This is a genomic window from Enterovibrio gelatinilyticus (assembly GCF_028683095.1).
GTDB lineage: Bacteria > Pseudomonadota > Gammaproteobacteria > Enterobacterales > Vibrionaceae > Enterovibrio > Enterovibrio gelatinilyticus.
Genome location: NZ_JAJUBC010000002.1, coordinates 77,972 through 102,452, shown reverse-complemented (window position 1 = coordinate 102,452; position 24,481 = coordinate 77,972). Strand labels below are relative to the sequence as shown.

The window sequence follows — 24,481 nt, the reverse complement described above, 5'->3', positions numbered from 1 at the left end:
GTGAACAAATAGCAAATATGAAAAAGCCCTCATGAAGAGGGCTTTTTTACGACACGAATAACGTGTTCAACATGGAAAGTCGGGAACCAGAATGGTCGGGCCGCTATCTTCCTGTTTGTTGGGGTAATCGATAGTGTAATGCAGGCCGCGGCTTTCTTTTCTCGCCATCGCGCAGCGTACCATGAGCTCTGCAACTTGCAGCAAATTACGCAGTTCTAACAAGTTGTTAGATACACGGAAATTACTGTAGTACTCATTGGTTTCTTGCTTGAGTAATTCAATGCGTCGCAATGCGCGTTCAAGGCGCTTGGTTGAGCGAACGATGCCGACGTAATCCCACATAAAGAGGCGCAGTTCGTGCCAGTTATGCTGAATAACGACTTCTTCATCTGAACAGCACACTTGGCTGTCATCCCAATGTGGTAGCGGTGGGGGGATTTCTGCCGATGCGGCATTATCACCAATATGCATTGCTGCTGCCCATGCATACACGACACATTCGAGTAAGGAGTTGGACGCCATGCGATTCGCACCGTGCAAGCCGGTATAACTTACTTCTCCTATTGCATAGAGACCTTCAAGGTCAGTTTGACCATTTAGGTCAACCATCACGCCACCGCAGGTATAGTGCGCGGCAGGTACAATAGGAATGGCATCTTTAGTTAAATCAAAGCCATAGGTCAGCAACTTTTCATAAATTGTCGGGAAGTGTTTCATCACAAATTCCGAGTCTTTATGGCTGATGTCGATATACATGCAATCTGCGCCAAGGCGCTTCATTTCGTAATCGATAGCACGAGCGACAACATCGCGTGGCGCTAGCTCGGCGCGTTCGTCAAAGTCGAGCATAAAGCGTGAACCGTCTGGTCTGCGCAAATAAGCCCCTTCGCCGCGAAGTGCTTCGGTGATCAGGAAGTTTCTGGCTTCTGGGTGGAATAAACAGGTCGGGTGAAACTGGTTAAATTCAAGATTGGCTACCCGACATCCTGCACGCCACGCCATCGCAATGCCATCACCGGAAGAAACATCAGGGTTGGACGTATATTGGTATACCTTGGACGCACCACCCGTGGCGAGCACGACAAATTTGGCTCGAACGGTTTCAACGGCTTCTCTGTCACGGTTCCAAATGTATGCCCCAAGCACACGATTTCCGCCTGAAATACCAATCTTTTTACGCGTGATGAGGTCAAGAGCATTGTGGCGCTCAAGCACTGAAATATTAGGATGAAGCATCACGTTTTCTTGCAGCGAGGTTTGCACCGCCATACCTGTTGCATCAGCCGCATGCAAAATGCGTCGGTGGCTGTGTCCACCTTCTCGAGTGAGGTGAAACTTAGGTTCATCACTATTGCTGTTTTCTTCGCGATCAAAAGGAACGCCGCCATCAATCAGCCATTGAACGCACTCTTTGGCATTCTCTGCAATAAAATGGACGATGCTTTCGTCACAAAGGCCATCGCCGGCAATCTGTGTATCTTCAACGTGGGATTCAACAGAATCGTTTTCGTCAAAAACGGCGGCAATACCACCTTGCGCGTAATAGGTTGCCCCTTCACTGCGAGGTCCTTTGCTCAGTACCATCACTTTTTGCGTGGGTGCCAAATGCAGTGCTAGTGATAAACCCGCTGCACCACTGCCAATAACCAGTACGTCACAGATATGTTCGGGGTGATTGCTCATTGATTATGTATTCCTTTCTCTCAAATGAAGCCGCTTAAATCCGCCTGCTTTCATTTGAAACAACGAGATATTCAGGTGGTTTAGTGAGTTTACACTAATCTTACAAGCCGTAGAATGCTTACTGAGTCGACGGTATGCTCTTGATGACCGTGATAAGCTAGTGCTCATTGATTACAGAGTAGTCGTGCAATCTGATAGACTTTGCGATCGGGATCGGATCACGAGATGAATCCCACTATTTTAGGGAACTTTATTTTACGGTGTTACTCATACACTTTGCTCACTCTTTACGACGTGTCATTTTTCCATGTAGTGACAGCAAAGTGACAACGAGCGAAAAGAAATACCAAATGCTGACGGTCTACTGATTTTATACAGTGACAATGTGTGCCGATAGTATGAGCACATCAATAAGCATATTGGTATCAATAATAAGGAGAAGGCGCTCGAATGAGCGAGCAGTTAACTGATCAAGCCCTAATAGAGCGAGTACAAAACGGCGATAAACAGGCATTTAATCTGTTGGTCATCAAATATCAGCATAAGGTAAGCAACCTGATTGCTCGCTATGTTAACAATAGCGGTGATGTCCCAGATGTCGCTCAAGAAGCCTTTATTAAAGCCTATCGTGCTTTGCCCGGCTTTCGAGGTGAAAGTGCCTTTTATACGTGGTTGTACCGCATCGCAGTGAATACCGCGAAAAATTATTTAGTGGCTCAGGGGCGACGCCCGCCATCCAGTGATATTGATGCTGAAGAAGCAGAAAATTATGAAAATGGTGGCGCATTGAAAGAAATTTCGAACCCTGAGAACCTTATGTTGTCTGAACAGTTGAAGCAGGTGGTATTTAGCACGATTGATGCCTTGCCTGACGATCTGAAAACGGCGATTACCCTGCGTGAAATCGACGGCTTGAGTTATGAAGAGATCGCAGAGGTAATGGACTGCCCGGTAGGAACGGTACGCTCGCGTATTTTCCGTGCCAGGGAAGCGGTAGACAAACGTGTTCGTCCACTCATGAACCAATAACAGTATTTCTGTTTAAAACGGTGAAATAAATGGCTGAAAAAGAAAACCTTTCCGCATTGTTTGATGGTAACGAGATAGATCAGGCGCTAATTGATGCGCTAGAAAATGATCCATCGTCGCAAGAAGCATGGAAAAGCTTTGCCGTTACTCGTGATGTAATGCGTGGAGATGCGCCTAAGAATCCAAGTTGGGATATTGCCGCCAGTGTCGCTGCAGCGTTGGACAACGAACCAACTTATGGTTTGCAAACGGCTGCGTCGCAACCTGATGTTGTGCCATTGCGTGAGTCTCAGCCTACGCCAAAAGTGGCGAGATCATCAATGCCTTCTTGGCTGCAACAGTTGACGCAAGTTGGTATGGCTGCCGCCGTATCCCTTGTTGTGATTGTGGGTGTTCAGCAGTACAACGGTGGTTTTGATGCCAACACGACGTTTGCGAGTAGTCAGCCACCCGTGTTGCAAACTATTCCGTTGAGTGGCTCTGCTGAGCCTGTTAGCTTGAGTAGAAACTCGGTGCAAGGTAACCCGTCTGAAGCATTGTTGATGGAGCAACGTCGTCGCGTGAATGCGATGTTCCAAGATTATGAGTTGCAGCTTCGGCTCAATGCTGATGAAATCGACCAAGGCGTTTTGCTATCACCTGACATGAGCAAATAAGATTGATTAAACCATTCCTTATCGGTGTGGTTGCACTGGTTAGCTTGGCCGCCAATGCCTCGACGGAACAGAACCCCGCCGAGGCATTGCTGCATCAGATGAGCCAAGCCACGGAGCAACAGAACTACGAAATATCCTACATTTTGGTGCGTAAAAATAGCATCGAACCTCTTCGTTTCCGTCACGCAGTCGTAGACGGGGAATCTTTTGGTCACATTGCTTATCTGGCGGGGCCGCCAAGAGAAGTGATTCGCCGTGGCAATGAAGTGAGTTACTTCGAACCAGGTACTGATCCTTTCACGATTGAAAGTAGTCAAATGATTGCGCCGCTTCCGGCCATTATGCAGACTGATATCGCGCACTTAGCCACCTTGTATGATTTCGTGCCACTAGGCCGAGCTAGAGAGGCAGGTGTGGCGAGCGATGTGGTGCGCGTCTCTCCTAAAGACGGTGAGCGTTATTCTTACGTATTGTGGATTGACCAAAACAGCAAGCTGTTAGTACGTGCTGATCTTTTGGATCGCGATGGTGACCCCATTGAGCAATATCGCGCCTTGTCCCTAGCGCTTTCTCCTCAAATCAGCGAAGCAATGGGGCAATTGGCGTTGTTGGAGTTGCCACCCGTCGTGCAAGTGCCTAGACAGACGAGCGCCCAACTAAAATGGCAGGTCACGGGTTTGCCAGAAGGTTTTACGCCGATTTATCAAAACCGCCATCGATTGCTTATTACTGAGCGTCCAGTGGAAAGCCAAATGTTCAGCGATGGATTGTTTAGCTTTTCTGTGTATCTCTCTGAAGCCGATAAGATGTCGGTGAGAGAGCAGTTAGTTCGTAAAGGCAGTCGCACGCTTCATAGCCGTGTTGTTGGTAATGCAGAAATCACCGTGGTGGGAGATATTCCTCCGGCAACGGCCAAGAAAGTCGCAGAGTCTGTGAAGCTATCGCCAGCCACTGAATCGCCGCCTTCGCCCGCTATTGAGACACCCACGCAATGATAAAAGCGCTGGCTGAAGTGACAGGCAATGGTGACGGCTATGTGATGGTGCGTTGCCAGCAAAAAACAAGTTGTGGTAGCTGTGCGTCGAAAAGTCATTGCGGTACGGGCATTGTCAGCAACGCTCTTCCGGGGAAGGTGCTCGATATTAGAGTGCCATCATCACAAGCAGTTGCTGTTGGCAGTGTGATTGAGATTGGCCTCGAAGAGCAAACCGTCCTCACATCGGCGCTGCTGGTTTATATTCTGCCGTTATTTTTTGCGATTGCAGGCGCACTGTCAGGCCAATTTTTGGCAACATTATTGTCATTGGGTGAAGGCATTGTCATTTTGTTGTCGCTGCTCGCAGGCGCATTAGGCGTGGCTGTAGCACGCCACTTTTCGCGGAAGGTTGAACAGGATACGCGTTCGACACCGACACTTGTACGTGTCCTTGGCAGTGCTATTCCAAGTGCGGCGGTGATAAATGCCGCAACAGAAGATAGCGAGTAGCCATTAATTTCGGTAGAATCCCGCCACTTGATCTATTGATCGTCCCATTTTCATTAACGAGTTAGTCACACCATCTATGAAGCACATTCGTAACTTTTCGATTATTGCCCACATTGACCACGGTAAGTCGACATTATCAGACCGTTTAATTCAGGTTTGTGGTGGTCTTACAGACCGTGAAATGGCTGCACAGGTTCTGGATTCTATGGATCTAGAACGTGAACGCGGTATCACCATCAAAGCACAGAGTGTGACGCTGAATTACACAGCCAATGATGGGGAAACCTATCAGCTGAACTTCATCGACACCCCAGGACACGTTGACTTCTCTTACGAAGTATCGCGTTCTTTGGCGGCCTGTGAAGGTGCTTTGCTGGTGGTTGACGCGGGTCAGGGCGTAGAAGCCCAAACACTGGCGAACTGCTATACCGCTATCGAGATGGACCTAGAAGTGGTTCCAATCTTGAACAAAATCGATTTACCAGCAGCCGATCCTGATCGTGTGGCTGAAGAAATTGAAGACATCGTTGGTATCGATGCAACGGAAGCCGTCCGTTGTTCTGCGAAGACAGGCCTAGGCGTTGACTTGGTGCTTGAAGAAATCGTTAAGAGCATTCCTGCGCCAGAAGGTGATCCAGAAGGTCCGCTGCAAGCGCTGATTATTGACTCATGGTTTGATAACTACTTGGGTGTTGTTTCTTTAGTTCGTATTAAAAACGGCGAACTGAAGAAAAACGACAAGATCAAAGTGATGAGCACTGGTCAAATCTGGGGCGTGGATCGCATCGGTATCTTCACACCAAAACAAACCGACACCCAAGGTCTGCGTACCGGTGAAGTGGGCTGGGTTGTTTGTGGTATTAAAGACATTTTGGGTGCACCTGTCGGTGATACCCTGACTCAAGCGAAAAACGGCGCAGAAAAAGCGTTGCCTGGCTTTAAGAAAGTGAAGCCTCAGGTTTACGCAGGTTTATTCCCTGTGTCGTCTGATGATTACGAGAACTTCCGTGACGCATTGGGCAAATTGAGCCTTAACGATGCATCTCTGTTCTATGAACCAGAGAACTCAGCAGCACTTGGCTTTGGTTTCCGTTGTGGCTTCCTTGGTATGCTGCACATGGAAATCATTCAAGAGCGTCTAGAGCGCGAATACAACCTTGATCTGATCACCACAGCACCGACCGTAGTGTATGAAGTGAAGAAAACCAACGGTGACGTTATCTACGTTGACAGCCCGGCGAAGCTGCCTGCGACTAACGACGTGGAAATCATGGGTGAGCCAATTGCTCGCTGTCACATCTTGGTACCATCTGAATACCTAGGTAACGTAATTACCTTGTGTGTTGAGAAACGCGGTACACAGGTAGACATGGTTTATCACGGTAACCAAGTGGCGTTGACGTATGATATTCCAATGGCGGAAGTGGTACTCGACTTCTTTGACCGTTTGAAATCAACCTCACGTGGTTATGCGTCACTGGATTACAACTTCCAGTGTTACCAAGAGTCAAACATGGTGCGTGTCGATGTATTGCTTAACGGTGATAACGTGGATGCATTGGCGATCATTACTCACAAAGATCATGCACAGACTCGTGGCCGTGATTTGGTTGAGAAAATGAAGGAATTCATTCCTCGTCAACAGTTTGATATTGCGATTCAAGCGGCGATCGGTACGCACATCATTGCGCGTTCAACCGTGAAACAGCTACGTAAGAACGTAACCGCTAAGTGTTACGGTGGCGATATTAGCCGTAAGAAGAAACTACTGCAGAAACAAAAAGACGGTAAGAAGCGTATGAAGCAGATCGGTAACGTTGAACTGCCTCAAGAAGCCTTCCTTGCAATTCTGCACGTAGGCAAAGATAAGTAATAAAAGGACTTAAGGGAACATAATGGCTAATACTTTCTCGCTGATTCTGGTGCTTGTCACCCTGTTTACTGGGATTATCTGGGCATTGGATAAATTCAGATGGGCACCTCTGCGTCAGCAAAAAGCGGCGGATACGCTTAATCTGGAAAGCAGCGAGATAAGTGCTGAACAAATCGCTAGCGTCGCCCCTCAGCCTAGCTGGGTGGAGACGGCAGCATCAGTGTTCCCTGTGATTGGCTTGGTATTGGTACTGCGCTCGTTTATTTACGAGCCGTTCCAAATTCCGTCAGGCTCAATGATGCCGACCTTATTGGTGGGCGACTTTATTCTGGTTGAGAAATACGCTTACGGTTTAAAAGATCCTGTTTTCCGTCATCAATTGGTGGAAACGGGCAAACCAGAGCGTGGTGATGTGGTGGTGTTCAAATACCCGCCACAGCCTAGTATCGACTTCATCAAGCGCGTGATCGGCTTACCAGGCGACACCATTCGCTATAGCGAAGAAAAGCGTCTGTGTGTTCAAAAGCAAGGTGAAGCAACGTGTGAGCTAGTGCCGGTTGATGATGTTCATAAAAGTGAATTCACACAGCGCGGAGTTGACCTAATTCAAGCACAAGAACAGCTAGGCCAAGAACCACACCAAATCCTAGTTAACCCTTACATGCCAAACCAAGAAGGTCAGTATTATCCGACCCCAGGTGAGGGTGAATGGGTTGTACCAGAAGGCCAATACTTTGTAATGGGTGATAACCGTGACAACAGTAAAGACAGCCGTTTCTGGGGTTTTGTGCCTGAAGCCAACCTTGTGGGCAAGGCCGTCGCTATCTGGACCAGTTTTGAATTTGACGAACAAGGCGATAGCTTCCTACCGTCTTGGGTACCTGTCGGCGTGCGCTTCGAGCGTATCGGCGGCATTGATTAACTTGGAAAGACATGACAACACCTACAAATAAACTACAACGTCGCATTGGTTATGAATTTAACGATGCGGCGTTTCTCAGTCTTGCCCTTACACACCGCAGCGCCAGTGGAAAACACAACGAGCGTTTGGAGTTTTTGGGTGATTCTATTTTGAGTTTCGTTGTTGCTGACGATCTCTACCATCGTTTCCCGAACGTTGATGAAGGCGACATGAGCCGCATGCGTGCAACTTTAGTTCGTGGTAACACGTTGGCCGAATTGGGCCGCGAGTTCGAACTAGGAGATGTCCTGCAGCTGGGCCCTGGTGAGTTGAAAAGTGGTGGTTTCCGCCGTGACTCAATTCTGGCTGATGCTGTAGAAGCGATCATTGGTGCTATCTATCTCGACAGCGATCTGGAAACGGTACGTGGAATAGTGCTGAGTTGGTACAAGCAGCGTCTGGACACCATTATGCCGGGCGTGAACCAAAAAGATCCTAAAACGCGTTTGCAGGAGTTCCTGCAAGGGCGTAGAAAGCCACTGCCAGCCTATAATGTAACAAAGGTGCACGGTGAAGCGCACAACCAACAGTTTACGGTTGAGTGTGAAGTAGCAGGTTTGGAACGACCTGTAGTTGGTAAAGGCAGTAGTCGTCGCAAGGCTGAGCAAGCGGCTGCAGAACTAGCATTAGAAAAGCTGGACTCATGACAGACACGCACGAAATTCACCACTGTGGCTTTATCGCTATTGTTGGTCGCCCTAACGTCGGTAAATCGACACTACTGAACCGCTTAGTGGGTCAGAAACTGTCGATTACTTCGCGTAAGCCACAAACCACACGCCACCGCATTATGGGTGTTGATACGCGTGATGGTTTCCAAGCGGTTTATGTCGATACTCCGGGGCTTCATATCGAAGAAAAACGCACCATTAACCGCTTGATGAACCGCGCCGCAGCGAGTTCATTAACGGATGTGGAATTGGTACTTTTCCTTGTTGACGGTACACACTGGACTGACGACGACGAAATGGTTCTCAATAAGCTTAAAAAGTCTGAGTTGCCTGTTGTTCTGCTGATCAACAAAGTCGACAACGTAAAAGAAAAAGCGGACTTGTTCCCACACCTTCAAGCGCTAAGCGAGAAGATGGACTTCGTTGACGTTGTGCCTGTTTCTGCGAAGAGCGGTAAAAACATTGATGTGGTTGAGAAATTGGTTCGCGCACATTTGCCTGAAGGCGAGTGGTACTTCCCTGAAGAGTACGTGACCGATCGCTCTCAGCGCTTTATGGCATCTGAAATTATCCGTGAAAAGCTAATGCGTTTTACGGGTGATGAATTGCCATACTCCGTTACCGTAGAAATCGAGCGCTTTGACTACAACCCTGCGACAGATGGGTTTGAAATCAATGGCTTGATTCTCGTGGAGCGCAATAGCCAGAAGAGAATGGTGATTGGCAAGGCGGGCGACAAAATTAAAACCATCGGTCGTGAAGCACGACTGGATATGGAAGGTTTGTTCGAGCGCAAGGTCTACCTTGAGCTTTGGGTGAAAGTGAAATCGGGTTGGGCTGACGACGAACGCGCATTGCGCAGCCTTGGCTATATCGACGACCTTTAATCCACAATTAGGAATACCTTATGGAAGGCTTGCAGCGCTGCTTTGTTCTGCACTCACGCCCTTACAGTGAGACCAGCCTGATCCTCGATGTATTCAGCGAAAGCCACGGGCGCGTCAGCATTATGGCGAAAGGCGCTCGTGGCAAGCGCTCTCCCCTTAAAGGGGCACTTCAGCCCTTTACTCCACTTTTGATGAAATGGTCTGGTCGCGGTGAAATGCGGACCCTTCGGCATGCTGAAGCGATTGGCCTCGCGATCCCGCTTTCTGGTAATGCACTGTTCTCAGGCTTCTATCTTAATGAGATATTGAGCCGTGTGGTTGAACAGGAAACGTCTTATCATCAGCTGTTCTTTGATTACGTGACGGCATTGACGGAATTGGCACAACACGCCAACCCTGAACCCGCTTTGCGTCGCTTTGAACTTGCCTTGCTCGACTCTCTTGGCTACGGTATCGACTTTCTCAATTGTGCGGGCAGCGGTGAACCTGTTGACGAGCGCATGACATATATATTTCGGGAACAACTTGGTTTTGTGGCTTCGCTGATGAAGAGCAACAACCTTGTGTTTACGGGCAGCGACTTGATGGCGCTATCTTCGAGACAATTTTCAACGGCAGACCAGCTAAAAGCGGCGAAGCGCTTTACACGGCTGGCACTCAAGCCGTATCTTGGCTCCAAGCCTCTAAAAAGCCGAGAGCTATTTTCGTTAAGAACAAGGAAATTAACGTAATGAATACCATTTATCTGGGCGTCAACATTGACCACGTCGCAACCGTTCGAAATGCACGTGGCACTAAATACCCTGATCCTGTTCATGCAGCTGAAATAGCAGAGCGTGCAGGTGCTGATGGTATCACTGTGCATTTACGTGAAGACCGCCGCCACATTAAAGATCGTGACGTCTACATTCTTAGAGACACGCTGCAAACGCGTATGAACCTAGAAATGGCCGTGACCGATGAAATGGTCGCCATCGCATTGGACGTAAAACCTGCTTACGTGTGCTTGGTACCAGAGAAGCGTGAAGAGCTAACCACTGAAGGTGGCTTGGACGTGGTTGGTCAGCTAGAGAAAGTCAAAGCTGCCACGCAGACGTTAACGGAAGCGGGCATCAAAGTGTCACTGTTTATCGATGCTGACCGTGCGCAGATTGATGCTGCGAAAGCGTGTGGTGCGCCGTTTATTGAACTTCACACCGGCAGTTATGCGGATGCAGAATCTGAAGAAGAGATGCAAGCTGAACTGAAGAAAATCGCTGCGGGTGCGAGCTATGCAGCAGACCAAGGTATCAAGGTGAATGCAGGCCATGGTCTGACCTATCACAACGTGACACCGATAGCCAAGATCCCAGAGATCTACGAGCTGAATATCGGTCATGCCATTATTGGTCGTGCCGTCTTTGATGGTCTACCAAAAGCGGTCGCAGACATGAAAGCTATCATGCAGGACGCACGTCGCTAATGTCAGTTGTTGGTCTAGGGACAGACATTGTTGAGATTGATCGACTTGATAAAATCATCGAGCGAAGCGGGGACGCGTTTGCTAAACGCGTACTCACTGACAGCGAAATGGTTAAGTACAACACCACCAAATTTCCTGCTCGTTATTTGGCAAAGCGTTTTGCTGTTAAAGAAGCTGCGGCAAAAGCACTGGGCACAGGAATAGCGTGTGGCGTGACGCTGCATGATTTCGAAGTCAGCAATGATGACTTGGGTAAGCCTATCGTAGCGTTTACTGGTGTCGCTAAACAGTTAGCGGATGAGCGCCAAGTGACAAATATCCTGCTTACCATTGCAGACGAAAAGCGTTATGCCGTTGCAACGGTATTACTGGAGCGATAGCGGTTTGTGTTGAGCGAAAAGTACTGAACGAATAACGCCCGTGATACTGAACAATATCCCGGGCGTTTTTTTATGCTTATTAGCGGGAGTTATGCAGGGATGTGGCGCTTAAAGATAATCGAGGTATTGATACCACCAAACGCGAAGTTGTTACTCATGATGTAGCTGCAATCAATGTGACGGCCTTCACCGCGAATGTAATCTAAATCGCCACAGGCAGGATCAATATTCTCGAGATTCAATGTTGGGCTGAACCACCCCTCATTCATCATTTCTACACTCAACCAAGCTTCGATTGCACCGCAGGCACCGAGTGTATGACCAAAATAACTCTTTAGAGAACTCATCGGTATACGTGACCCAAACACATTTGCAGTGGCTTGGCTTTCCGCAATATCACCTTTTTCGGTCGCCGTCCCATGTGCTGAGACATAATCAATTTTCGTCGCAGGTAAATGGGCATTTTCGAGTGCCATTTCCATGCAAATCTGCATAGTTTCACGACTAGGCTGGGTAACGTGTGCGGCATCGCAGTTGCTTGCAAACCCGACGATTTCGGCGAAAATATTCGCGCCACGCTGAACAGCGTGCTCATACTCTTCTAAAACCAAGGTGCCAGCACCTTCGCCTATCACCAAACCGTCTCGATCAACGTCGTAAGGTCGGGGGGTTGTTTCTGGCGCATCATTTTTAAGGCTGGTGGCGAACAAGGTGTCAAACACTGCGGATTCTGTTGGGCACAATTCTTCTGCTCCACCAGCGACCATGACGGTTTGATAACCGTGTTTGATAGCTTCGTAAGCGTACCCAATAGCTTGGCTTCCGGATGTACAAGCACTACTGGTTGGGATCACTCGGCCTTTTAAGCCAAAAAAGAGCCCAACATTGACCGCGGCAGTATGCGGCATCATTTGAACATAGGTCGTCGCTGTGATGGCTTTAGTGGTTTTTTCATTCAGCATGACACCAAATGCACCGATGGCGGGGGTACTGCCTGTCGATGAACCATACGCAATACCTGTTTGCCCATTAGTGAGTACCTCATGACCAATCAGCCCGCTTTGATTCAGGGCATTTTCAGTCGCCACCGTAGACAATTGAGACACGCGCCCCATACCACGCACTTTTTTACGAGGGTAATGTGCGGGCAGTGAAAAACCGGGCACTGGCGCGGCCAGTTTGGTGTTAAGCCCGTTGTACTGCTCATAGTCAGGCATATAACGCACAGCATTTTTCATTTCGCGCAGCTTAAGCTGCACATCTTGCCATTCGTTGCCAAACGCAGTAACACCAGACATACCAGTGATAACAACTCTGCGATTCATATCAGTCCTCCATTGACTGAGATTACCTGACGGGTGACATATGCAGCTGAATCAGACATAAGATAACTGACTAATCCAGCAACTTCTTCAGGTTTGCCCATGCGGCGCATCGGGACCTGTGGCAGTGCATGCTCTTTGACGTGATCGTCTACCATTCCCGTATCTATCAGGCCAGGTGCGACACAGTTTACGGTGATCTTTCGTTTTGCCAACTCTAGCGCAAGCGCTTTGGATGCTCCAATAATGCCGGCTTTGGCAGCGCTATAATTGGTTTGTCCGCGATTCCCCATGATGCCAGAAACCGACGCCATGGTGACAATGCGGCCACCGCGACGACATTGGATCATTGGCATGACACAAGGGTGCAGTACGTTGTAAAAACTGTCTAAATTTGTGTGTATGACGCCGTCCCATTCGTCGTCTGTCATTGCTGGGAAGGCCGTGTCTGCGGTGATACCCGCATTATTTACTACACCGTAGTAACCACCATGGGCTTCGATGTCGGCTTCAAGCATGGTTCTGCATTGCTCTCGATTGGCAATATCAAAGGTGATCAGTCGCCCTTGTCCACCTGCTGCTTCAACTTCAGCAAGTGTGGATTGTGCACCAGTCAGATCGCGGCCGTAATGGATCACTACGTTAAAACCGTCTTTCGCCAGTTGGAGGGCGATCGCTCGTCCTATTCCTTTGCTGGCACCGGTAACGAGTACATCTCGATTCATTTTGGGGTCCTGTTTATCATTTCTTGAAGCTTTTCTTCTGATGGTACATAGGCATTCAGTTGTGCGCTGGCAATGTCTTGACCTTGATGTTCAATACGGCAGCTAAATACGGCCATGCCATTGCTTTCCATCATGTGTGTGGCATGAATGTCGAGTACGGTTCCTGCGCGAAACTCTGCGAGTTCGCTTTGGTATCTGCGGCTACCGAGTAAAAAACCAATCGGGGGCTGTTTATCGTCTTTCCATGCCTGATACCCCGACCATACAGCAACCGTTTGTGCCATGAATTCAATGCCAACCCAGCCCGGAATAGCTTGAGCATCTTTATCGAAAAAGAGGTTGTCAGCGTGGGCAGTGACGCGACAATGCACATGCGTTTCGCCGACATCGATCAATGCGTCAATCAGGATCATGGGCGCTTGATGAGGCAAAAGCTGGTTGAGTGAAGGATGATTGTTCATAGCTTTCCAAAAATCAGGCAAACGTTATTGCCACCAAAGGCAAACGAGTTGCTCAAAATCACTTTACGTTCAAGGTGTTCACCATGATTCGCGATGCGAATGGGCGCAATAGATAGATCGCGTTCATGCGTTTGAGCCGGAACCGGTAGAGAAAGATTGTGGTTTAGGATGTGCCAACAAATCACCGCTTCAATAGCACTGGCCGCACCTAAAGTGTGTCCTGTTAGTGGCTTGGTGGAGCTGACGGGGATTTGGTCACCCAAAACACGGAGTATCGCTTTGGACTCCATGGCGTCGTTTAGTCGCGTTGAGGTACCATGCGCGTTGACATAGCCAATATCATTGGCTGATAACCCTGCATCTTTTAGCGCTTTTCGCATGGCTTCTTCAGCGCCTTTGCCTTCCGGTTCTGGCGCGGAGATATGGTGTGCGTCTGAGCTATCACCCGCGCCTAACAATGCGATGGCAGAGCCGTTGTCGGGAGGTGTTAAAGATAAGAGCATAAACGCTGCAGCTTCGCCGATATTAATGCCATCTCGCTCTGCACCAAAAGGTTGGCAAAGTGACGATGAAACGGAATCTAAACTGTGAAATCCATTCGGAGTCAGGGCACAAAGGCTATCTGTCCCCCCAACAATGACGGCGTCAGCCAATCCGGCTTTGAGTAAGCGCTTTGCGGTAATAAACACCCGGCCACTGGATGAACACGCAGTGGAAACCACATAATGTAGCCCCGTTAAACCAAACGTGTCATTGATATAATCAGAGAGGTTGCAAAGCTCTTGTTGATAATAGTGAAACCCCTCTGGGAGTGCGCCATTGTCATCAAGGTGCTTAAGTGCCAACTCCCCATCAGAGATCCCTGAGGTGCTCGAACCTACCACCACGGCGATGCGATCAGCACCAAATGTTACTTTTGCCTGTTCAATCTTATCCCGCATTTGTAACAGCGCTGATGCGGCAAGTTGGTTATTGCGAGTGTTGTGATGGGGGTTGTGCGGGTTAATAGCAGGTAGCGCATCTGTGGCTCTACCAACCGTCACAGTGGAGCCATCATTGAGAAGAAATGCATCACCCGTCATGCCTCGACTTTCGCCTGTTGTAAGGCTGTCATGAATGTCAGTCTCGGTCAGCCCGAGTGCTGAATGTGAGCCACAAGCATGGATGTAAACGGGGGTTGTCGTGTGTGTTGATACCATCATCGCTAAGAGTTTCAGTCCGTTTTACTTTAAGGTGTTAATGGTGATTTGATAGTCCTGACGTAATTGCTCAAAGCGAATAGTGTCCGGTATTTTCCCTGCGAGCAGGGGTTCATCATACTTTATTTCAGCGATTGTTTCGCCATTGGCATTGAACAAGACACGATTATCATCTCGCTCAATGAGTTGCCATCCAATTGGCGAAAGGTGCGGTATCCATGACTCTATGGGCCACAGCGTTAACATGATATTGAGCAGTACTTGTCGACCATCCGGCAATACGGCATTCAATCCTGCCAAGGTGTCTTCTTCAATCTCATTTTCTGAATAGGACAGCGTGAGAATGCGTGTCCCCCAGCTTGAAAACCCAACCAACACCACGCTATTTTCAGAAATTTGTAATTGAACCGGTAGCGTGTGCGTTTCCCCATTCCAATTTGCGGTGATGAGTTGGCTGACACTGGTTGTTGCACCAAAGCTGGCGGGTGATGGCAGTGTTACTGTGGTATTCGGCGCAATGTTGACCTGATTTCCTCTGGGGACGGAGGTACAGCCTGTAAAGCCAAATAGCATGATAATCCCAACGAGGATGTGGATTTTTTTCATAATCAACGTCTCTTGATAGCTAGCGGAGACAAAAGCCAAGCAATGGAAATACCGACTAAAACCGTAATGCCAAAACTATGAATGGCTTCAGTTTTACTCAAGGAGAGCAAACCGAATGACAATATGGTGGTGAGGGCTGCTAACGAATTGGCGAGCAATGCTCGCTGACTGTCTTTCTGTTCAGCAAAGAACAATGCATAGTCGATGCCGATGCCCAGTACCAGAAACAGACCAAGAAGGTTGAACAAATTCATGGGGACTGAGCTCAAAGCCCCTGCCGCCAAACCAACACCTGCAGCAAGCACGGGAGGCAAAACGACAAGGCATGCTTGGCGTAGGTCAAATCGCCACGCTAATACCAATAATATCGCCATGACCGACAGGCTCATTAATACACTGATACGCGTGCGGTACTCACCAAAAAGTGCCGACACTTCTTGCGCTTTATTGAGCAAGGTAATGGATGGTGTCGCTGAAACTAAGGACTGAACCTGTTGGGTATCGGTGACTTCTTGCAGCAATACGATGGCAGCAAATTGTCCATCAATGTCACCTAGCCAAAGTGGAGACATGGCTTTACCCGCTGCCGAAGCCAAGAATGGTTCAGGTAATAGTGCTGTGAAATCATCGGGTGCGGCAGGTTTATTCGGTAAGCCTAGCGTTGTTGCAAGGGATTGTGAGTGTGAAGCATAAAGCGCTTGTACTATGTCGAAGTCGGCTTTTTGCACCGATGCGGGCGGTACGATATCAGCAAGGTTTCGGAAATTGGAAATCGCCCCTTCCTCTTTCAGCTTGTCTAACGAAGGGCTTAGAGTGTAGAGCTGCTCTAGAACATCTTGTTCGCTGCTGCCTCTCACTAACAGCATAGGTTGGCTGCTGCTCAGTCCTGTGATGGACTGGATACGTTGCTCTTGCATTTTCAGTGCTTGGGGAGGCGATTGTAATTGCTGGATGTTGTCGTTGTAGTCAGCAAAGTGAAGCCCTAGGGCGCTAATTCCGATGGCAAGGAAAGGTAATCCCCATCGTACTGTCGATTGCCTCCAAAGAGTCAGGTAGTGATGCGATAGCTGCGAAAGAGGCAGCGCAATATCTCGTGATGGCGAGGCGGCAAGTACCGGGAACCAGCACATCACTGAGAGGAATGCACCGATCAAACCACACGCTGAAAATAAAGCTAATTGTTGTAAGCCCGGGAAAGGGGCAACCAGCATGCTGAGGTAAGCGATGAGCGTTGAAATCAGCCCGAAAGTAATGGGGACACGCACGGATAACCATCCTTTTCGCGGATGCCATTTTTGTCCTGCAGCCAGACGTTCTGTCAGAAAATGGAACGCATAATCGATGGAGACACCGATAAGGCTAGCCCCCATGACAAGGCTAAAGAGATGGATTTGCCCAAATACCATTAAGCTAACGGCAAACGCGGTAGCCAAGCCTGCTCCGACGGATAAAAGTGTTAACCCTAGTGGCAAAACGCTTCGGTATACCGCCAGCACCAAGAGAATAACGCCGACGAGTGATCCTAATCCGATGGTGCTAATTTCCGATCGCGCACTTTCTGTACCAAATGCCGCATAGAAAATCACACCAGTATGAAGAATGTCGGCATTGAATTGTTGTGCGACGTCGTTTTCAGCAGCGATGAGTGATGGCAATAATTGTTGATTGGCGATGCTGTATGACGAGCCGCGAAGCGTGGCGCGAAGCAGCACATAATGTTTGTTTTCATGAGACGTGGTGAGGTAGCCGTCGAGCATCTTAAAACGGCTATTTTGGGCATTAAGAGATTGAACGTACTCGCGAAACAATAAAAAAGGATCGCTTGCCAGTTCCGATCCTGTCACCCCAGAAAACGGGTTATACACCGTTTGGATGACCTGCTTAACCTGTTGCTGGGGTGAGGCGGCTAAACGTGTTCTTTGTGCGGGAGTTAAAAGCTGGGCTTTATAGGGAGCGAATGAGCGAATCCAGGCCATTTGGTCTTCAGTAGAAATCTTTCCATCAACGTGTTGAAAAAGTGGCAAGGTGGAAAGTGTCGAGGCCAGTGAATCAGCAGCTTCAATAGCGCCTTGCTCCGTGTCGTGACCGACTAAAATAACAACCTGATCTTCCATTTGCTCAGCGACGTGCTGAAACGCTTTTTGAGCTGTCGGATCTTGCTGGTCTTTGGGCAGGAGATTGAGGATGTTGGTGTCTAACATCGGGGTATTTGAAGGGTGCTGCCATAGGGCTGTTCCCATCAAAATAGTCAAACTCATTAGCCAAATAATGGCTCTAGTGGCTAAAGGCAAGACGTTCCTCGTCGCTTAATACTGTCGGCATATGCTGAATATCAGAAAAGGTGAGTGTGGTTTTGTCGCCGCGCAGCTCATGCAATGACAAGGTTTCAATGTTATCTCCGCCAGATAACACAATATTTTTGAACACTTGAGTCAAAGGGGCGGCGTTCGGAATCAATGTCAGTTGCCATTGGTTTTTATCACCGGTTAGCGAGAGGTTGAATTGTTCTTTTAGTACGTGAGTGTCGGCATGGAACAGAGAGAGGAACATCTCACTAAAATAAAATGCCATTGGATTTTCGTTGGCGTGTACGACCGTTTCCGGTTGCCCTGGAATACGCTGACGAAGTGTTTCGCCAGCCAAGGTCAACGACACAGGAAAGGGTGTTTGTTGCTCCCACAATAAACCATGCTTCTCACTCAGTAGGAATTGCCCCTGTGATTGAAGAGGCATGTCCAGCAAGGCGATTTCGCGTACCTGAATAAAATCGCCTCGCACAACAGGAGATAAAGAAAGCTGTTGCTGGAGCTCAGGTAAATCAAATGCTTTTGCTGGCAGAGAGAGCATCACCGCAATAAGCAGTATGACGTTAATGATTAGGTGATGCAGCATGGCAATATGCCTCCAATCTGTCGGTTAATGCTCGTGGCGAAACAAAGCACATTTCCTCGCTTTCAATACTCACGGCTACCTGAGTGGTATGCCCTTTGGTGAGGCGAGCACCGGATTGGGCATCATAAATGACATAATCAGTACGGAGTCTATTTTCGTACTCAGAGAGTTTGGCGGTCACTCTTATGGTGTGATTGAAGCGTATCGGCTTTACATATCGGACGGCAGTGTCGATGATTGGCCACATATAGCCGGAATCCATCATTGCAACGTACCCATAATCAATCTTTTCCATCATGACCCGACGCGCTTCTTCGAAAAAACGAAAGTAATTGCCGTGGTAAATCACGCCCATGGGATCGGCATCTTGAAATGCCGTGACCAGAGTGACTTCTGCCTCAAGGACTACCTTTGTCATTTGTACAGGTTCCATTCCTGTTGCTGAATGTGTGTGATGAAGCGACGAAGATCGCATTCCAATGGTCGATCTTCAACCACAAAATCAAAGTCACTTAGCACGTTTTGTGTCATTTCGCGTAGTGCGGGGCTGAAATGGTTCATATCCAGTTCGCCGTGTCGACGTCGTATTTCCAATGCTTGTGTAGACGCCAATAAGCTGGCTGCAGTCACTTGTTCGGTTAACTCCAGTACGCGTAAACAATCTCGCGCTGCAATTGTCCCCATGCTGACTTTGTCTTGGTTGTGACATTCTGTAGAGCGTGAGAACACACTGGCGGGCATGGTGTTTTTCAATGCTTCAGCAGTCCATGCTGAAATGCCAATTTGTACCGCTTTGAATCCGTGGTTGATGGGCTTTCTCTCACCCTCAGCACCTGTTAGGTTAAACGGCAGACCATTGTTAAATTTGTAATCCATCAATTGCGCCATTTGGCGATCAAGCAGATCGGCAATGTTCGCAACCGCGGTTTTTAGGGTGTCCATGGCCATGGCGATATGACCACCATAAAAATGACCGCCATGCAGCACTCGCTCATTATCGCCATCAATGATTGGGTTGTCGTTTGCACTGTTAAGCTCGTTTTCGATCATCTGTCTGAGCCAAGGCAGAGTGTCTTGCAGAACGCCAATGACATGAGGGGCACAGCGCAAAGAGTAACGATCTTGAAGGCGGTCGCTGTTGCGTGGCGGGCGATCTGCTTGTAAGTCTTCACGTAACCAGCGAGCAATTTGCTGTTGACCTGGGTGAGGTTTTACGGCGAAAAGCGCTTCATCAAAATGGAAGTCATTGCCGTGCATCGCCAGAGACACCATTGCCGTAATACGAGTAGATAGTTGCACGAGGTACTCGGCGCGCTTGAAGGCTAAACACGCCAGCGCCGTCATTACAGAGGTCCCGTTCATCAACGCTAAGCCTTCTTTGGGCTTTAGCGTGATAGGTTTTATGCCAAGTTCCGCGAATACGTCAGCCGTAGGACGCAGCTCCCCCTTGTAAGAGACTTCGCGTTCACCAATCAAGGTGGCTGCGACATAGGATAGCGGCGTTAAATCACCACTCGCTCCTACAGAGCCTTCTTGCGGAATCCGTGGCGCAATGTCTTTGTTTATCAGGGTAACTAGCTGATTGAGCAGCTCCATGCTAACGCCAGATACGCCTTGAGTCAGAGAATTGAGTCTCGTGGCGAGTACCGCACGGCTTTGCATGTGATCAAGGTTTTGTCCCAGCCCACAGCCATGGAAGCGTGTTAAGTGAAGGGGAAGTTCGTTAACCAGCGCAGGAGGAATCGCGACAGTGCAGGAGTCCCCATAGCCTGTTGTGACGCCATAGATCACGCCTTCCTCTTTGAGTAGACGTTCTAAAAATTGCGTTCCACGATCAATGCGTGCTGAGAACTCAGGAGCTTGGTTTAGTGTGGCATGGTGTCCATTTGCAATGGCGACCACTGATTCGATGGTGAGTAGGCCATCACCGAATACGATTGTGTTATCAGCGTTGAATGTCATTGTCGTTGCTCGTTAACTGCCAGAAATTGAAAAAGTTATACCATTGAAGTGGCGCTTTTAGTGTGTGGTGTTCAAGTCGGCTTGCATAGTGTGCGACGACTTTTTGTAGAGCGTCCTCTCGCTTCCCGCGTGGAAGGAGGATGGGATCGTAGAATGGTTCGAAATACACGTTGAAATGTGGATCGTTGCTGTTTTCGTCTCGAATGCCGAAAAGAAGAAATACCGGTGCTTTTAACACGGCGGCCAAAATGAATGGGCCTTGGGGAAAGGGCGCAGGCTCACCTAAGAAATCAGCCATGACGACTCTACCTTCTCGCGTTACCGATGTGCGATCTCCAACGATCACTACCCATTCGCCGTCATCTATTTTTTGTTGCAGCATGATCGCGGTGTCTGGCCCTAAGTGGGATACCGTGATGAGGTTCACCGAGGAATTCGCGTTGACTTCATCCATCACGCTGTTGAATTGTTCAGCGTGTTCAGTAAACACCAGTGCATTAATTTTTATGTGGGTATGGCGCCGACTGAGCGCTCGACAAAGTTCGATATTCCCAAGGTGTGAGCCAATTAATATGGCTCCACGTTTTTCTGCCGCTAAGTGTTGAAAATGCTCTGCGCCGGAAATAGTTAAATGGCTTTCGTTAAAATCACCCTGCCATGCTGCTAGCTTGTCCAGCATGGTTTCGCCAAAAGAAACCAAGTGTCGGTAAGTCGATAGGTTAGGGGGTATGGGGTGACCATATTGGGTGGAAAAGGCTTCTAGTTTGGACAAATAGTCTTTTGATGCTTCTCGAGCCGCTTTACCCGTTAACCAGTAATAGGCCATGACTGGACGTAACAATAAGCTAAAAGCTTTGCGCCCAAGCAAGCGGTAGATACCCAACAGAATCTTTATACCTAAAATGGTGCCGCGTTCTTTACGTGCCGACCAGTGCTGCTTATTTTGGCGTTTCATCGCGAGGAGATGAGGGATTTTCGGCAGCATAGAAAAGAACAGTAAGGTGTGCATTTTACTGATCCGCATGTTGTCTCTAAGCGCATCAAAATGAGAGATGCCGCCTTCTGGATAAATGACGCGAATATCAATAAACCGAACGTCTATCGCTTCCCAGTACATGCGCACCATGATTTCAATGTCGAAATCCATGCGCTTACCGGGTGATGATTGGTCAATCACGGCAAGGGTTTGTACCAATGGATAAGCACGAAAACCGCACATCGAATCTTTGATTGTTGTGGACAGAGTTTCCAGCATGACCCAAAAATGGGTGATATAACGTCCATATAGCCGTGATTTGGGCACCGATTCATCGTAGATCGGACGACCCGAGATTAACGAAGCTGGGTTCGCAGTTGAGGCTGCAATCAACGAAGGGACGGCTGTCAAATCATGTTGTCCGTCAGCATCAATTTGTAATGCATGTGAAAAGCCCAACTCGGTGGCTTTTCTGAACCCCGCCATGACGGCGCCGCCTTTGCCTTGATTTTCGGTTAGCGTATGAAGGTAGACGTGAGGCGATTGAGCAACCACAGACAATTGTTGCTTGGTTTGCTCGTCACTCCCATCATCAACAATTAACACGGGGAGTGAAAAGTCACGCAGTGCCTCAACCACAGCACCAATCGTTGCGCCGTGGTTATAACAAGGGATTAAAAAACAAGGAGAGTATGCGCTCATGCATGCTCACTCAACATCATCCGTCCTGACGAGTGAGTAGACTTGTCGGAGTCATAGCGGAAGTACAGTTTTTGCTTCTCAGCGTGCCACGTCAATGAGAGGGTGACGACCATGTCGGGCAATATTGGTTCTTGAAATTTGATCACTTCCATTCCACCAAACGAGCCAGAAAGACCAAAATACTCACGAGCATACTGAACGGCTAGATCGATTTGTGTGACGCCAGGGAGGATTGGGTATTGCGGGAAATGCCCTTTAAAATCCTCGAGCGTATGGTCCATTTTGAGTTTTAATGAGGCCGAATCTTCATTGAGTTCGACACTGACCAGTGTGGGTTTTCGTTGCATATTGTTCCTGTATGCCGTGATGCTATTCGTCGGTAAATAGAGCTTCAATGAGCGAATGCTGTCTTTTCCCCTGACTATTTTGCGGGATATTTTGCACGAACTTTAATCGCCGTGGAATCGCAATAGGTTCAAGCCATTCTCTCATAGCGTGACGGAGCGAAAGCTTGAATTTTCCTTGGCTAGTCTCTTGGATAATATCCAAACCTTGTGCAGATAATACCACGACTGCGGCAATGACCTGCCTACCACCTTGTGATAGCACAACTGACGCCGCGTCCGTCACCCACGGGCTTTGGCAAAGGCGTTGCTCGATTTCCGTCAGAGATACGCGTTTTTCTTCAACTTTAACCACTCGATCGGCTCTGCCTTTCAGAAGAAAGTGGCGATCATCGAACAGTTCGCAGATATCCGCGGTGTGATACCACTGCTGAGGGTCAATATAAGGGGAGCGTAAGGATAAGCAGCCGCTTTCATTGAGTGATGCCGTGATCCCATCAAACAAACGCCAAGGTGAGGACTCACTGGTTTGCTGACGAAAGCCAATGCCGCCTGTTTCCGTACTGCCATAGACTTCGATCGGAAGATACCCAAGACTGGCGATACTGTGCTGTGCGGCGTCATACGGAAGGGGGCCTCCAGATGAAAAGATGGAGCAATAACCGTCAGAGTTGGTTTGTTCTGATAACCGTTTTAACAACGCGGGGCTACTGACGAGCACATGGTGCCCCTTTGCTTGAGCAATAACTTGTTCTGGGTAAACCAAGTCGCGGCACATAAATGGGCGACCTGCGCTTAATGGCCAGAGAATACGAAACAGAAAACCGTAGATATGCTGGTGAGAAACAGTGCTAAAAAACGTCGCTTGTTGAACCTGCTTTCCCCACTGTTGTTCAAGCTGGTTCAATTCTTCTTGTAGTTGATGTAGTGACTTTTCGATAGCTTTAGGTACGCCACTTGAGCCTGAGGTGAACAAGGTTAACTTAAGATCAGTAAACGGTTGTAGCGCGGGTAGCGCGTCATTGGTTGGGATGAGCGCGTCCGGCAACGTTAGTGTTAAGAGGCCTTTTGGCGCTATCACACGTGTATCGTGAAGAATGCCATCGCAGCAGCTTGTGAGCTCAGTGAGTGCTCCCGGCTGAAGGTTTCCTGGTAAAATGACCGACTTGTTGGCATGACACAATGCAAAAAACGCGACGGAAAAGAGGTAACTGTCTTCAAAGGCTAGAGCCCATTCTTTTTCAGGTCGCGCAGCGAGCTGGTGGCTAAGCGTCATGACATGGCGAGTGAAGTCACGCCAGCTTCGTTCGTTACCATTGTCGTCAATGGCGACGGGATGAGTGTGGGGTCTATCCGTCGAGCTAATCAGTGCTGAAAGTGGAGTGAAAGAAATCACGAAGCTTGAACCTTTTTTCTTACTAAATACTCCACGGCAAACAGTGTTCCTGCAGCTAAGTAGCTGAGTAAGCCGTTATACAAAGTCCAGTTACTCAGAGGCATGAAACAGGTGAGCCATGCAATGCTACCGTTTAGGAGAAAAAACAGGCACCAGACCTTGGTGACTTTTCGCGTGTAACTGACTCCCGAGGGGGGAAGGTCTGGGTCTTGCAATCTCGCTAACTTTTCAACAATGCTCTGAGGTTGACTCAGACTATGCGCAAATATCGCCAGCATGACAGCGTTGACCACCACGGGATAGTAGAGAAACCAGTCATGCTGTTTGAAAAGGTAGCCCAGAGATGCCAGTGCTATTCCTATTGTGCCAGTGAGTATGGCTAAATGTTTGAGTGGCCCACTCTTTGAACGTCTGCTTGATACGATACGACAAGCAAAAAGAACAATGAGAACCAGTGCCAAAGGTGCTGCACCCCAATAGGACAATCCTGCATAGACCGCCAGTGGGTAAGCAAGAAGCAGCATTCCGGCTACCGCACTGAGGGATCTCATTACTGTGCTGCTAGCAAATCAGCAACAGCATCGACAACATCTTGCACTGTACGCACCGACTTAAACTCATCGGGTTTGATTTTTTTGCCTGTGGTGTTTTGTAAATGTACCACGAGATCAACGGCGTCAATGCTATCAAGATCCAGCTCATCATAGAGGCGGGCTTCAGGGGTGATGTCGTCAGGTGCTAATTCAAAGAGTTCGACTAGCGCATCGCGAACTTGTTCGAATATTTGTGCTTTGTTTACGTCAGTCAT

At 48.6% G+C, this 24,481-nt stretch carries 26 protein-coding genes; 11 read left to right on the top strand and 15 right to left on the bottom strand.

Annotated elements, in window-relative coordinates:
• Window positions 1–66: 66 nt before the first annotated feature.
• Window positions 67–1,683 carry an L-aspartate oxidase gene (nadB, locus tag LRP50_RS01980; protein ID WP_274162829.1) on the bottom strand — a complete coding sequence of 539 codons (1,617 nt, stop codon included), beginning with the start codon at window positions 1,681–1,683 and terminating at the stop codon, window positions 67–69.
• A gap of 450 nt (window positions 1,684–2,133) precedes the next feature.
• Between nadB and rpoE the strand changes: the two genes are divergently transcribed.
• The 11 genes from rpoE to acpS all read left to right on the top strand — a co-directional run bounded on the left by rpoE (window position 2,134) and on the right by acpS (window position 11,088).
• A complete protein-coding gene (gene rpoE, locus LRP50_RS01975) occupies window positions 2,134–2,712 on the top strand; it encodes an RNA polymerase sigma factor RpoE (RefSeq protein ID WP_274162828.1) in 579 nt (192 codons plus the stop codon).
• A gap of 29 nt (window positions 2,713–2,741) precedes the next feature.
• Window positions 2,742–3,368 carry an RseA family anti-sigma factor gene (locus LRP50_RS01970; RefSeq protein WP_274162827.1) on the top strand — a complete coding sequence of 209 codons (627 nt, stop codon included), beginning with the start codon at window positions 2,742–2,744 and terminating at the stop codon, window positions 3,366–3,368.
• Window positions 3,369–3,373: 5 nt separating this feature from the next.
• Window positions 3,374–4,363, top strand: coding sequence for a sigma-E factor regulatory protein RseB (gene rseB / locus LRP50_RS01965; RefSeq protein ID WP_274163007.1), 990 nt, complete (start codon window positions 3,374–3,376; stop codon window positions 4,361–4,363).
• On the top strand, window positions 4,360–4,854 hold the full coding sequence (locus LRP50_RS01960; RefSeq protein ID WP_274162826.1) for a SoxR reducing system RseC family protein: 495 nt from the start codon (window positions 4,360–4,362) through the stop codon (window positions 4,852–4,854). Before rseB ends, LRP50_RS01960 begins: the two co-directional genes overlap by 4 nt.
• A 76-nt stretch (window positions 4,855–4,930) precedes the next feature.
• Window positions 4,931–6,727 carry a translation elongation factor 4 gene (gene lepA, locus LRP50_RS01955; protein WP_274162825.1) on the top strand — a complete coding sequence of 599 codons (1,797 nt, stop codon included), beginning with the start codon at window positions 4,931–4,933 and terminating at the stop codon, window positions 6,725–6,727.
• A 22-nt stretch (window positions 6,728–6,749) separates the two neighbouring features.
• A complete protein-coding gene (gene lepB / locus LRP50_RS01950; RefSeq protein ID WP_274162824.1) occupies window positions 6,750–7,649 on the top strand; it encodes a signal peptidase I in 900 nt (299 codons plus the stop codon).
• Window positions 7,650–7,660: 11 nt separating this feature from the next.
• The gene (gene rnc / locus LRP50_RS01945) at window positions 7,661–8,335 is read left to right on the top strand and encodes a ribonuclease III (RefSeq protein ID WP_274162823.1); all 675 of its coding nucleotides are present in this window, start codon (window positions 7,661–7,663) and stop codon (window positions 8,333–8,335) included.
• A complete protein-coding gene (gene era, locus LRP50_RS01940; protein ID WP_274162822.1) occupies window positions 8,332–9,246 on the top strand; it encodes a GTPase Era in 915 nt (304 codons plus the stop codon). The genes rnc and era overlap by 4 nt, the downstream gene beginning before the upstream one ends.
• Before the next feature lie 20 nt (window positions 9,247–9,266).
• Entirely contained in the window at window positions 9,267–9,977 is a 711-nt protein-coding gene (gene recO, locus LRP50_RS01935; RefSeq protein ID WP_274162821.1) for a DNA repair protein RecO, read from the top strand.
• Window positions 9,977–10,708 (top strand): pyridoxine 5'-phosphate synthase, encoded by a 732-nt coding sequence (gene pdxJ, locus LRP50_RS01930; protein WP_016960299.1) that lies wholly within the window; start codon window positions 9,977–9,979, stop codon window positions 10,706–10,708. Before recO ends, pdxJ begins: the two co-directional genes overlap by 1 nt.
• Window positions 10,708–11,088, top strand: a complete 381-nt coding sequence (acpS, locus tag LRP50_RS01925; RefSeq protein WP_274162820.1) for a holo-ACP synthase — start codon at window positions 10,708–10,710, stop codon at window positions 11,086–11,088. Before pdxJ ends, acpS begins: the two co-directional genes overlap by 1 nt.
• A gap of 89 nt (window positions 11,089–11,177) precedes the next feature.
• Here the strand turns inward: acpS and LRP50_RS01920 are convergent, their stop codons facing one another.
• From LRP50_RS01920 to LRP50_RS01855, 14 genes are read right to left on the bottom strand one after another with little or no spacing between them, the layout of a single operon-like run.
• Entirely contained in the window at window positions 11,178–12,413 is a 1,236-nt protein-coding gene (locus LRP50_RS01920) for a beta-ketoacyl-ACP synthase (RefSeq protein WP_274162819.1), read from the bottom strand.
• The gene (locus LRP50_RS01915) at window positions 12,410–13,135 is read right to left on the bottom strand and encodes a 3-ketoacyl-ACP reductase FabG2 (protein ID WP_274162818.1); all 726 of its coding nucleotides are present in this window, start codon (window positions 13,133–13,135) and stop codon (window positions 12,410–12,412) included. The genes LRP50_RS01920 and LRP50_RS01915 overlap by 4 nt, the downstream gene beginning before the upstream one ends.
• The gene (locus LRP50_RS01910) at window positions 13,132–13,596 is read right to left on the bottom strand and encodes a hotdog family protein (RefSeq protein ID WP_274162817.1); all 465 of its coding nucleotides are present in this window, start codon (window positions 13,594–13,596) and stop codon (window positions 13,132–13,134) included. The genes LRP50_RS01915 and LRP50_RS01910 overlap by 4 nt, the downstream gene beginning before the upstream one ends.
• Window positions 13,593–14,795 (bottom strand): beta-ketoacyl-[acyl-carrier-protein] synthase family protein, encoded by a 1,203-nt coding sequence (locus LRP50_RS01905; protein WP_274163006.1) that lies wholly within the window; start codon window positions 14,793–14,795, stop codon window positions 13,593–13,595. The genes LRP50_RS01910 and LRP50_RS01905 overlap by 4 nt, the downstream gene beginning before the upstream one ends.
• 24 nt (window positions 14,796–14,819) lie before the next feature.
• A complete protein-coding gene (locus LRP50_RS01900) occupies window positions 14,820–15,401 on the bottom strand; it encodes a DUF3261 domain-containing protein (protein ID WP_274162816.1) in 582 nt (193 codons plus the stop codon).
• Window positions 15,402–15,403: 2 nt separating this feature from the next.
• Complete coding sequence (locus LRP50_RS01895; protein ID WP_274162815.1) at window positions 15,404–17,641, bottom strand: MMPL family transporter; 2,238 nt, start codon at window positions 17,639–17,641, stop codon at window positions 15,404–15,406.
• A gap of 34 nt (window positions 17,642–17,675) precedes the next feature.
• Window positions 17,676–18,293 carry an outer membrane lipoprotein carrier protein LolA gene (locus LRP50_RS01890; RefSeq protein WP_274162814.1) on the bottom strand — a complete coding sequence of 206 codons (618 nt, stop codon included), beginning with the start codon at window positions 18,291–18,293 and terminating at the stop codon, window positions 17,676–17,678.
• Window positions 18,271–18,711, bottom strand: coding sequence for an acyl-CoA thioesterase (locus LRP50_RS01885; protein WP_274162813.1), 441 nt, complete (start codon window positions 18,709–18,711; stop codon window positions 18,271–18,273). The genes LRP50_RS01890 and LRP50_RS01885 overlap by 23 nt, the downstream gene beginning before the upstream one ends.
• Window positions 18,708–20,255 carry an HAL/PAL/TAL family ammonia-lyase gene (locus LRP50_RS01880; RefSeq protein WP_274162812.1) on the bottom strand — a complete coding sequence of 516 codons (1,548 nt, stop codon included), beginning with the start codon at window positions 20,253–20,255 and terminating at the stop codon, window positions 18,708–18,710. The genes LRP50_RS01885 and LRP50_RS01880 overlap by 4 nt, the downstream gene beginning before the upstream one ends.
• Window positions 20,239–21,933, bottom strand: coding sequence for a glycosyltransferase family 2 protein (locus LRP50_RS01875; protein WP_274162811.1), 1,695 nt, complete (start codon window positions 21,931–21,933; stop codon window positions 20,239–20,241). Before LRP50_RS01875 ends, LRP50_RS01880 begins: the two co-directional genes overlap by 17 nt.
• Window positions 21,930–22,280: an ApeI family dehydratase gene (locus LRP50_RS01870; protein WP_274162810.1), complete on the bottom strand. Its 351-nt coding sequence runs from the start codon at window positions 22,278–22,280 to the stop codon at window positions 21,930–21,932. The genes LRP50_RS01875 and LRP50_RS01870 overlap by 4 nt, the downstream gene beginning before the upstream one ends.
• 22 nt (window positions 22,281–22,302) lie before the next feature.
• Window positions 22,303–23,670 carry an AMP-binding protein gene (locus LRP50_RS01865; RefSeq protein WP_274163005.1) on the bottom strand — a complete coding sequence of 456 codons (1,368 nt, stop codon included), beginning with the start codon at window positions 23,668–23,670 and terminating at the stop codon, window positions 22,303–22,305.
• Entirely contained in the window at window positions 23,670–24,224 is a 555-nt protein-coding gene (locus LRP50_RS01860; RefSeq protein WP_274162809.1) for a COG4648 family protein, read from the bottom strand. The genes LRP50_RS01865 and LRP50_RS01860 overlap by 1 nt, the downstream gene beginning before the upstream one ends.
• The gene (locus tag LRP50_RS01855; protein WP_274162808.1) at window positions 24,224–24,481 is read right to left on the bottom strand and encodes an acyl carrier protein; all 258 of its coding nucleotides are present in this window, start codon (window positions 24,479–24,481) and stop codon (window positions 24,224–24,226) included. The genes LRP50_RS01860 and LRP50_RS01855 overlap by 1 nt, the downstream gene beginning before the upstream one ends.

Excerpts from the sequence above, each read along its gene's own strand:
- LRP50_RS01885 (WP_274162813.1), bottom strand. The coding sequence starts at position 18,711 with ATGACAAAGGTAGTCCTTGAGGCAGAAGTCACTCTGGTCACGGCATTT.
- era (WP_274162822.1), top strand. The coding sequence starts at position 8,332 with ATGACAGACACGCACGAAATTCACCACTGTGGCTTTATCGCTATTGTT.
- recO (WP_274162821.1), top strand. The coding sequence starts at position 9,267 with ATGGAAGGCTTGCAGCGCTGCTTTGTTCTGCACTCACGCCCTTACAGT.
- pdxJ (WP_016960299.1), top strand. The coding sequence starts at position 9,977 with ATGAATACCATTTATCTGGGCGTCAACATTGACCACGTCGCAACCGTT.
- LRP50_RS01880 (WP_274162812.1), bottom strand. The coding sequence starts at position 20,255 with ATGACATTCAACGCTGATAACACAATCGTATTCGGTGATGGCCTACTC.
- LRP50_RS01875 (WP_274162811.1), bottom strand. The coding sequence starts at position 21,933 with ATGAGCGCATACTCTCCTTGTTTTTTAATCCCTTGTTATAACCACGGC.
- rnc (WP_274162823.1), top strand. The coding sequence starts at position 7,661 with ATGACAACACCTACAAATAAACTACAACGTCGCATTGGTTATGAATTT.
- LRP50_RS01860 (WP_274162809.1), bottom strand. The coding sequence starts at position 24,224 with ATGAGATCCCTCAGTGCGGTAGCCGGAATGCTGCTTCTTGCTTACCCA.
- LRP50_RS01855 (WP_274162808.1), bottom strand. The coding sequence starts at position 24,481 with ATGACTGACGTAAACAAAGCACAAATATTCGAACAAGTTCGCGATGCG.
- LRP50_RS01895 (WP_274162815.1), bottom strand. The coding sequence starts at position 17,641 with ATGGGAACAGCCCTATGGCAGCACCCTTCAAATACCCCGATGTTAGAC.
- lepA (WP_274162825.1), top strand. The coding sequence starts at position 4,931 with ATGAAGCACATTCGTAACTTTTCGATTATTGCCCACATTGACCACGGT.
- acpS (WP_274162820.1), top strand. The coding sequence starts at position 10,708 with ATGTCAGTTGTTGGTCTAGGGACAGACATTGTTGAGATTGATCGACTT.
- LRP50_RS01890 (WP_274162814.1), bottom strand. The coding sequence starts at position 18,293 with ATGCTGCATCACCTAATCATTAACGTCATACTGCTTATTGCGGTGATG.
- rpoE (WP_274162828.1), top strand. The coding sequence starts at position 2,134 with ATGAGCGAGCAGTTAACTGATCAAGCCCTAATAGAGCGAGTACAAAAC.
- LRP50_RS01910 (WP_274162817.1), bottom strand. The coding sequence starts at position 13,596 with ATGAACAATCATCCTTCACTCAACCAGCTTTTGCCTCATCAAGCGCCC.
- LRP50_RS01920 (WP_274162819.1), bottom strand. The coding sequence starts at position 12,413 with ATGAATCGCAGAGTTGTTATCACTGGTATGTCTGGTGTTACTGCGTTT.
- nadB (WP_274162829.1), bottom strand. The coding sequence starts at position 1,683 with ATGAGCAATCACCCCGAACATATCTGTGACGTACTGGTTATTGGCAGT.
- lepB (WP_274162824.1), top strand. The coding sequence starts at position 6,750 with ATGGCTAATACTTTCTCGCTGATTCTGGTGCTTGTCACCCTGTTTACT.
- LRP50_RS01915 (WP_274162818.1), bottom strand. The coding sequence starts at position 13,135 with ATGAATCGAGATGTACTCGTTACCGGTGCCAGCAAAGGAATAGGACGA.
- LRP50_RS01870 (WP_274162810.1), bottom strand. The coding sequence starts at position 22,280 with ATGCAACGAAAACCCACACTGGTCAGTGTCGAACTCAATGAAGATTCG.
- LRP50_RS01905 (WP_274163006.1), bottom strand. The coding sequence starts at position 14,795 with ATGGTATCAACACACACGACAACCCCCGTTTACATCCATGCTTGTGGC.
- LRP50_RS01970 (WP_274162827.1), top strand. The coding sequence starts at position 2,742 with ATGGCTGAAAAAGAAAACCTTTCCGCATTGTTTGATGGTAACGAGATA.
- LRP50_RS01900 (WP_274162816.1), bottom strand. The coding sequence starts at position 15,401 with ATGAAAAAAATCCACATCCTCGTTGGGATTATCATGCTATTTGGCTTT.
- LRP50_RS01960 (WP_274162826.1), top strand. The coding sequence starts at position 4,360 with ATGATAAAAGCGCTGGCTGAAGTGACAGGCAATGGTGACGGCTATGTG.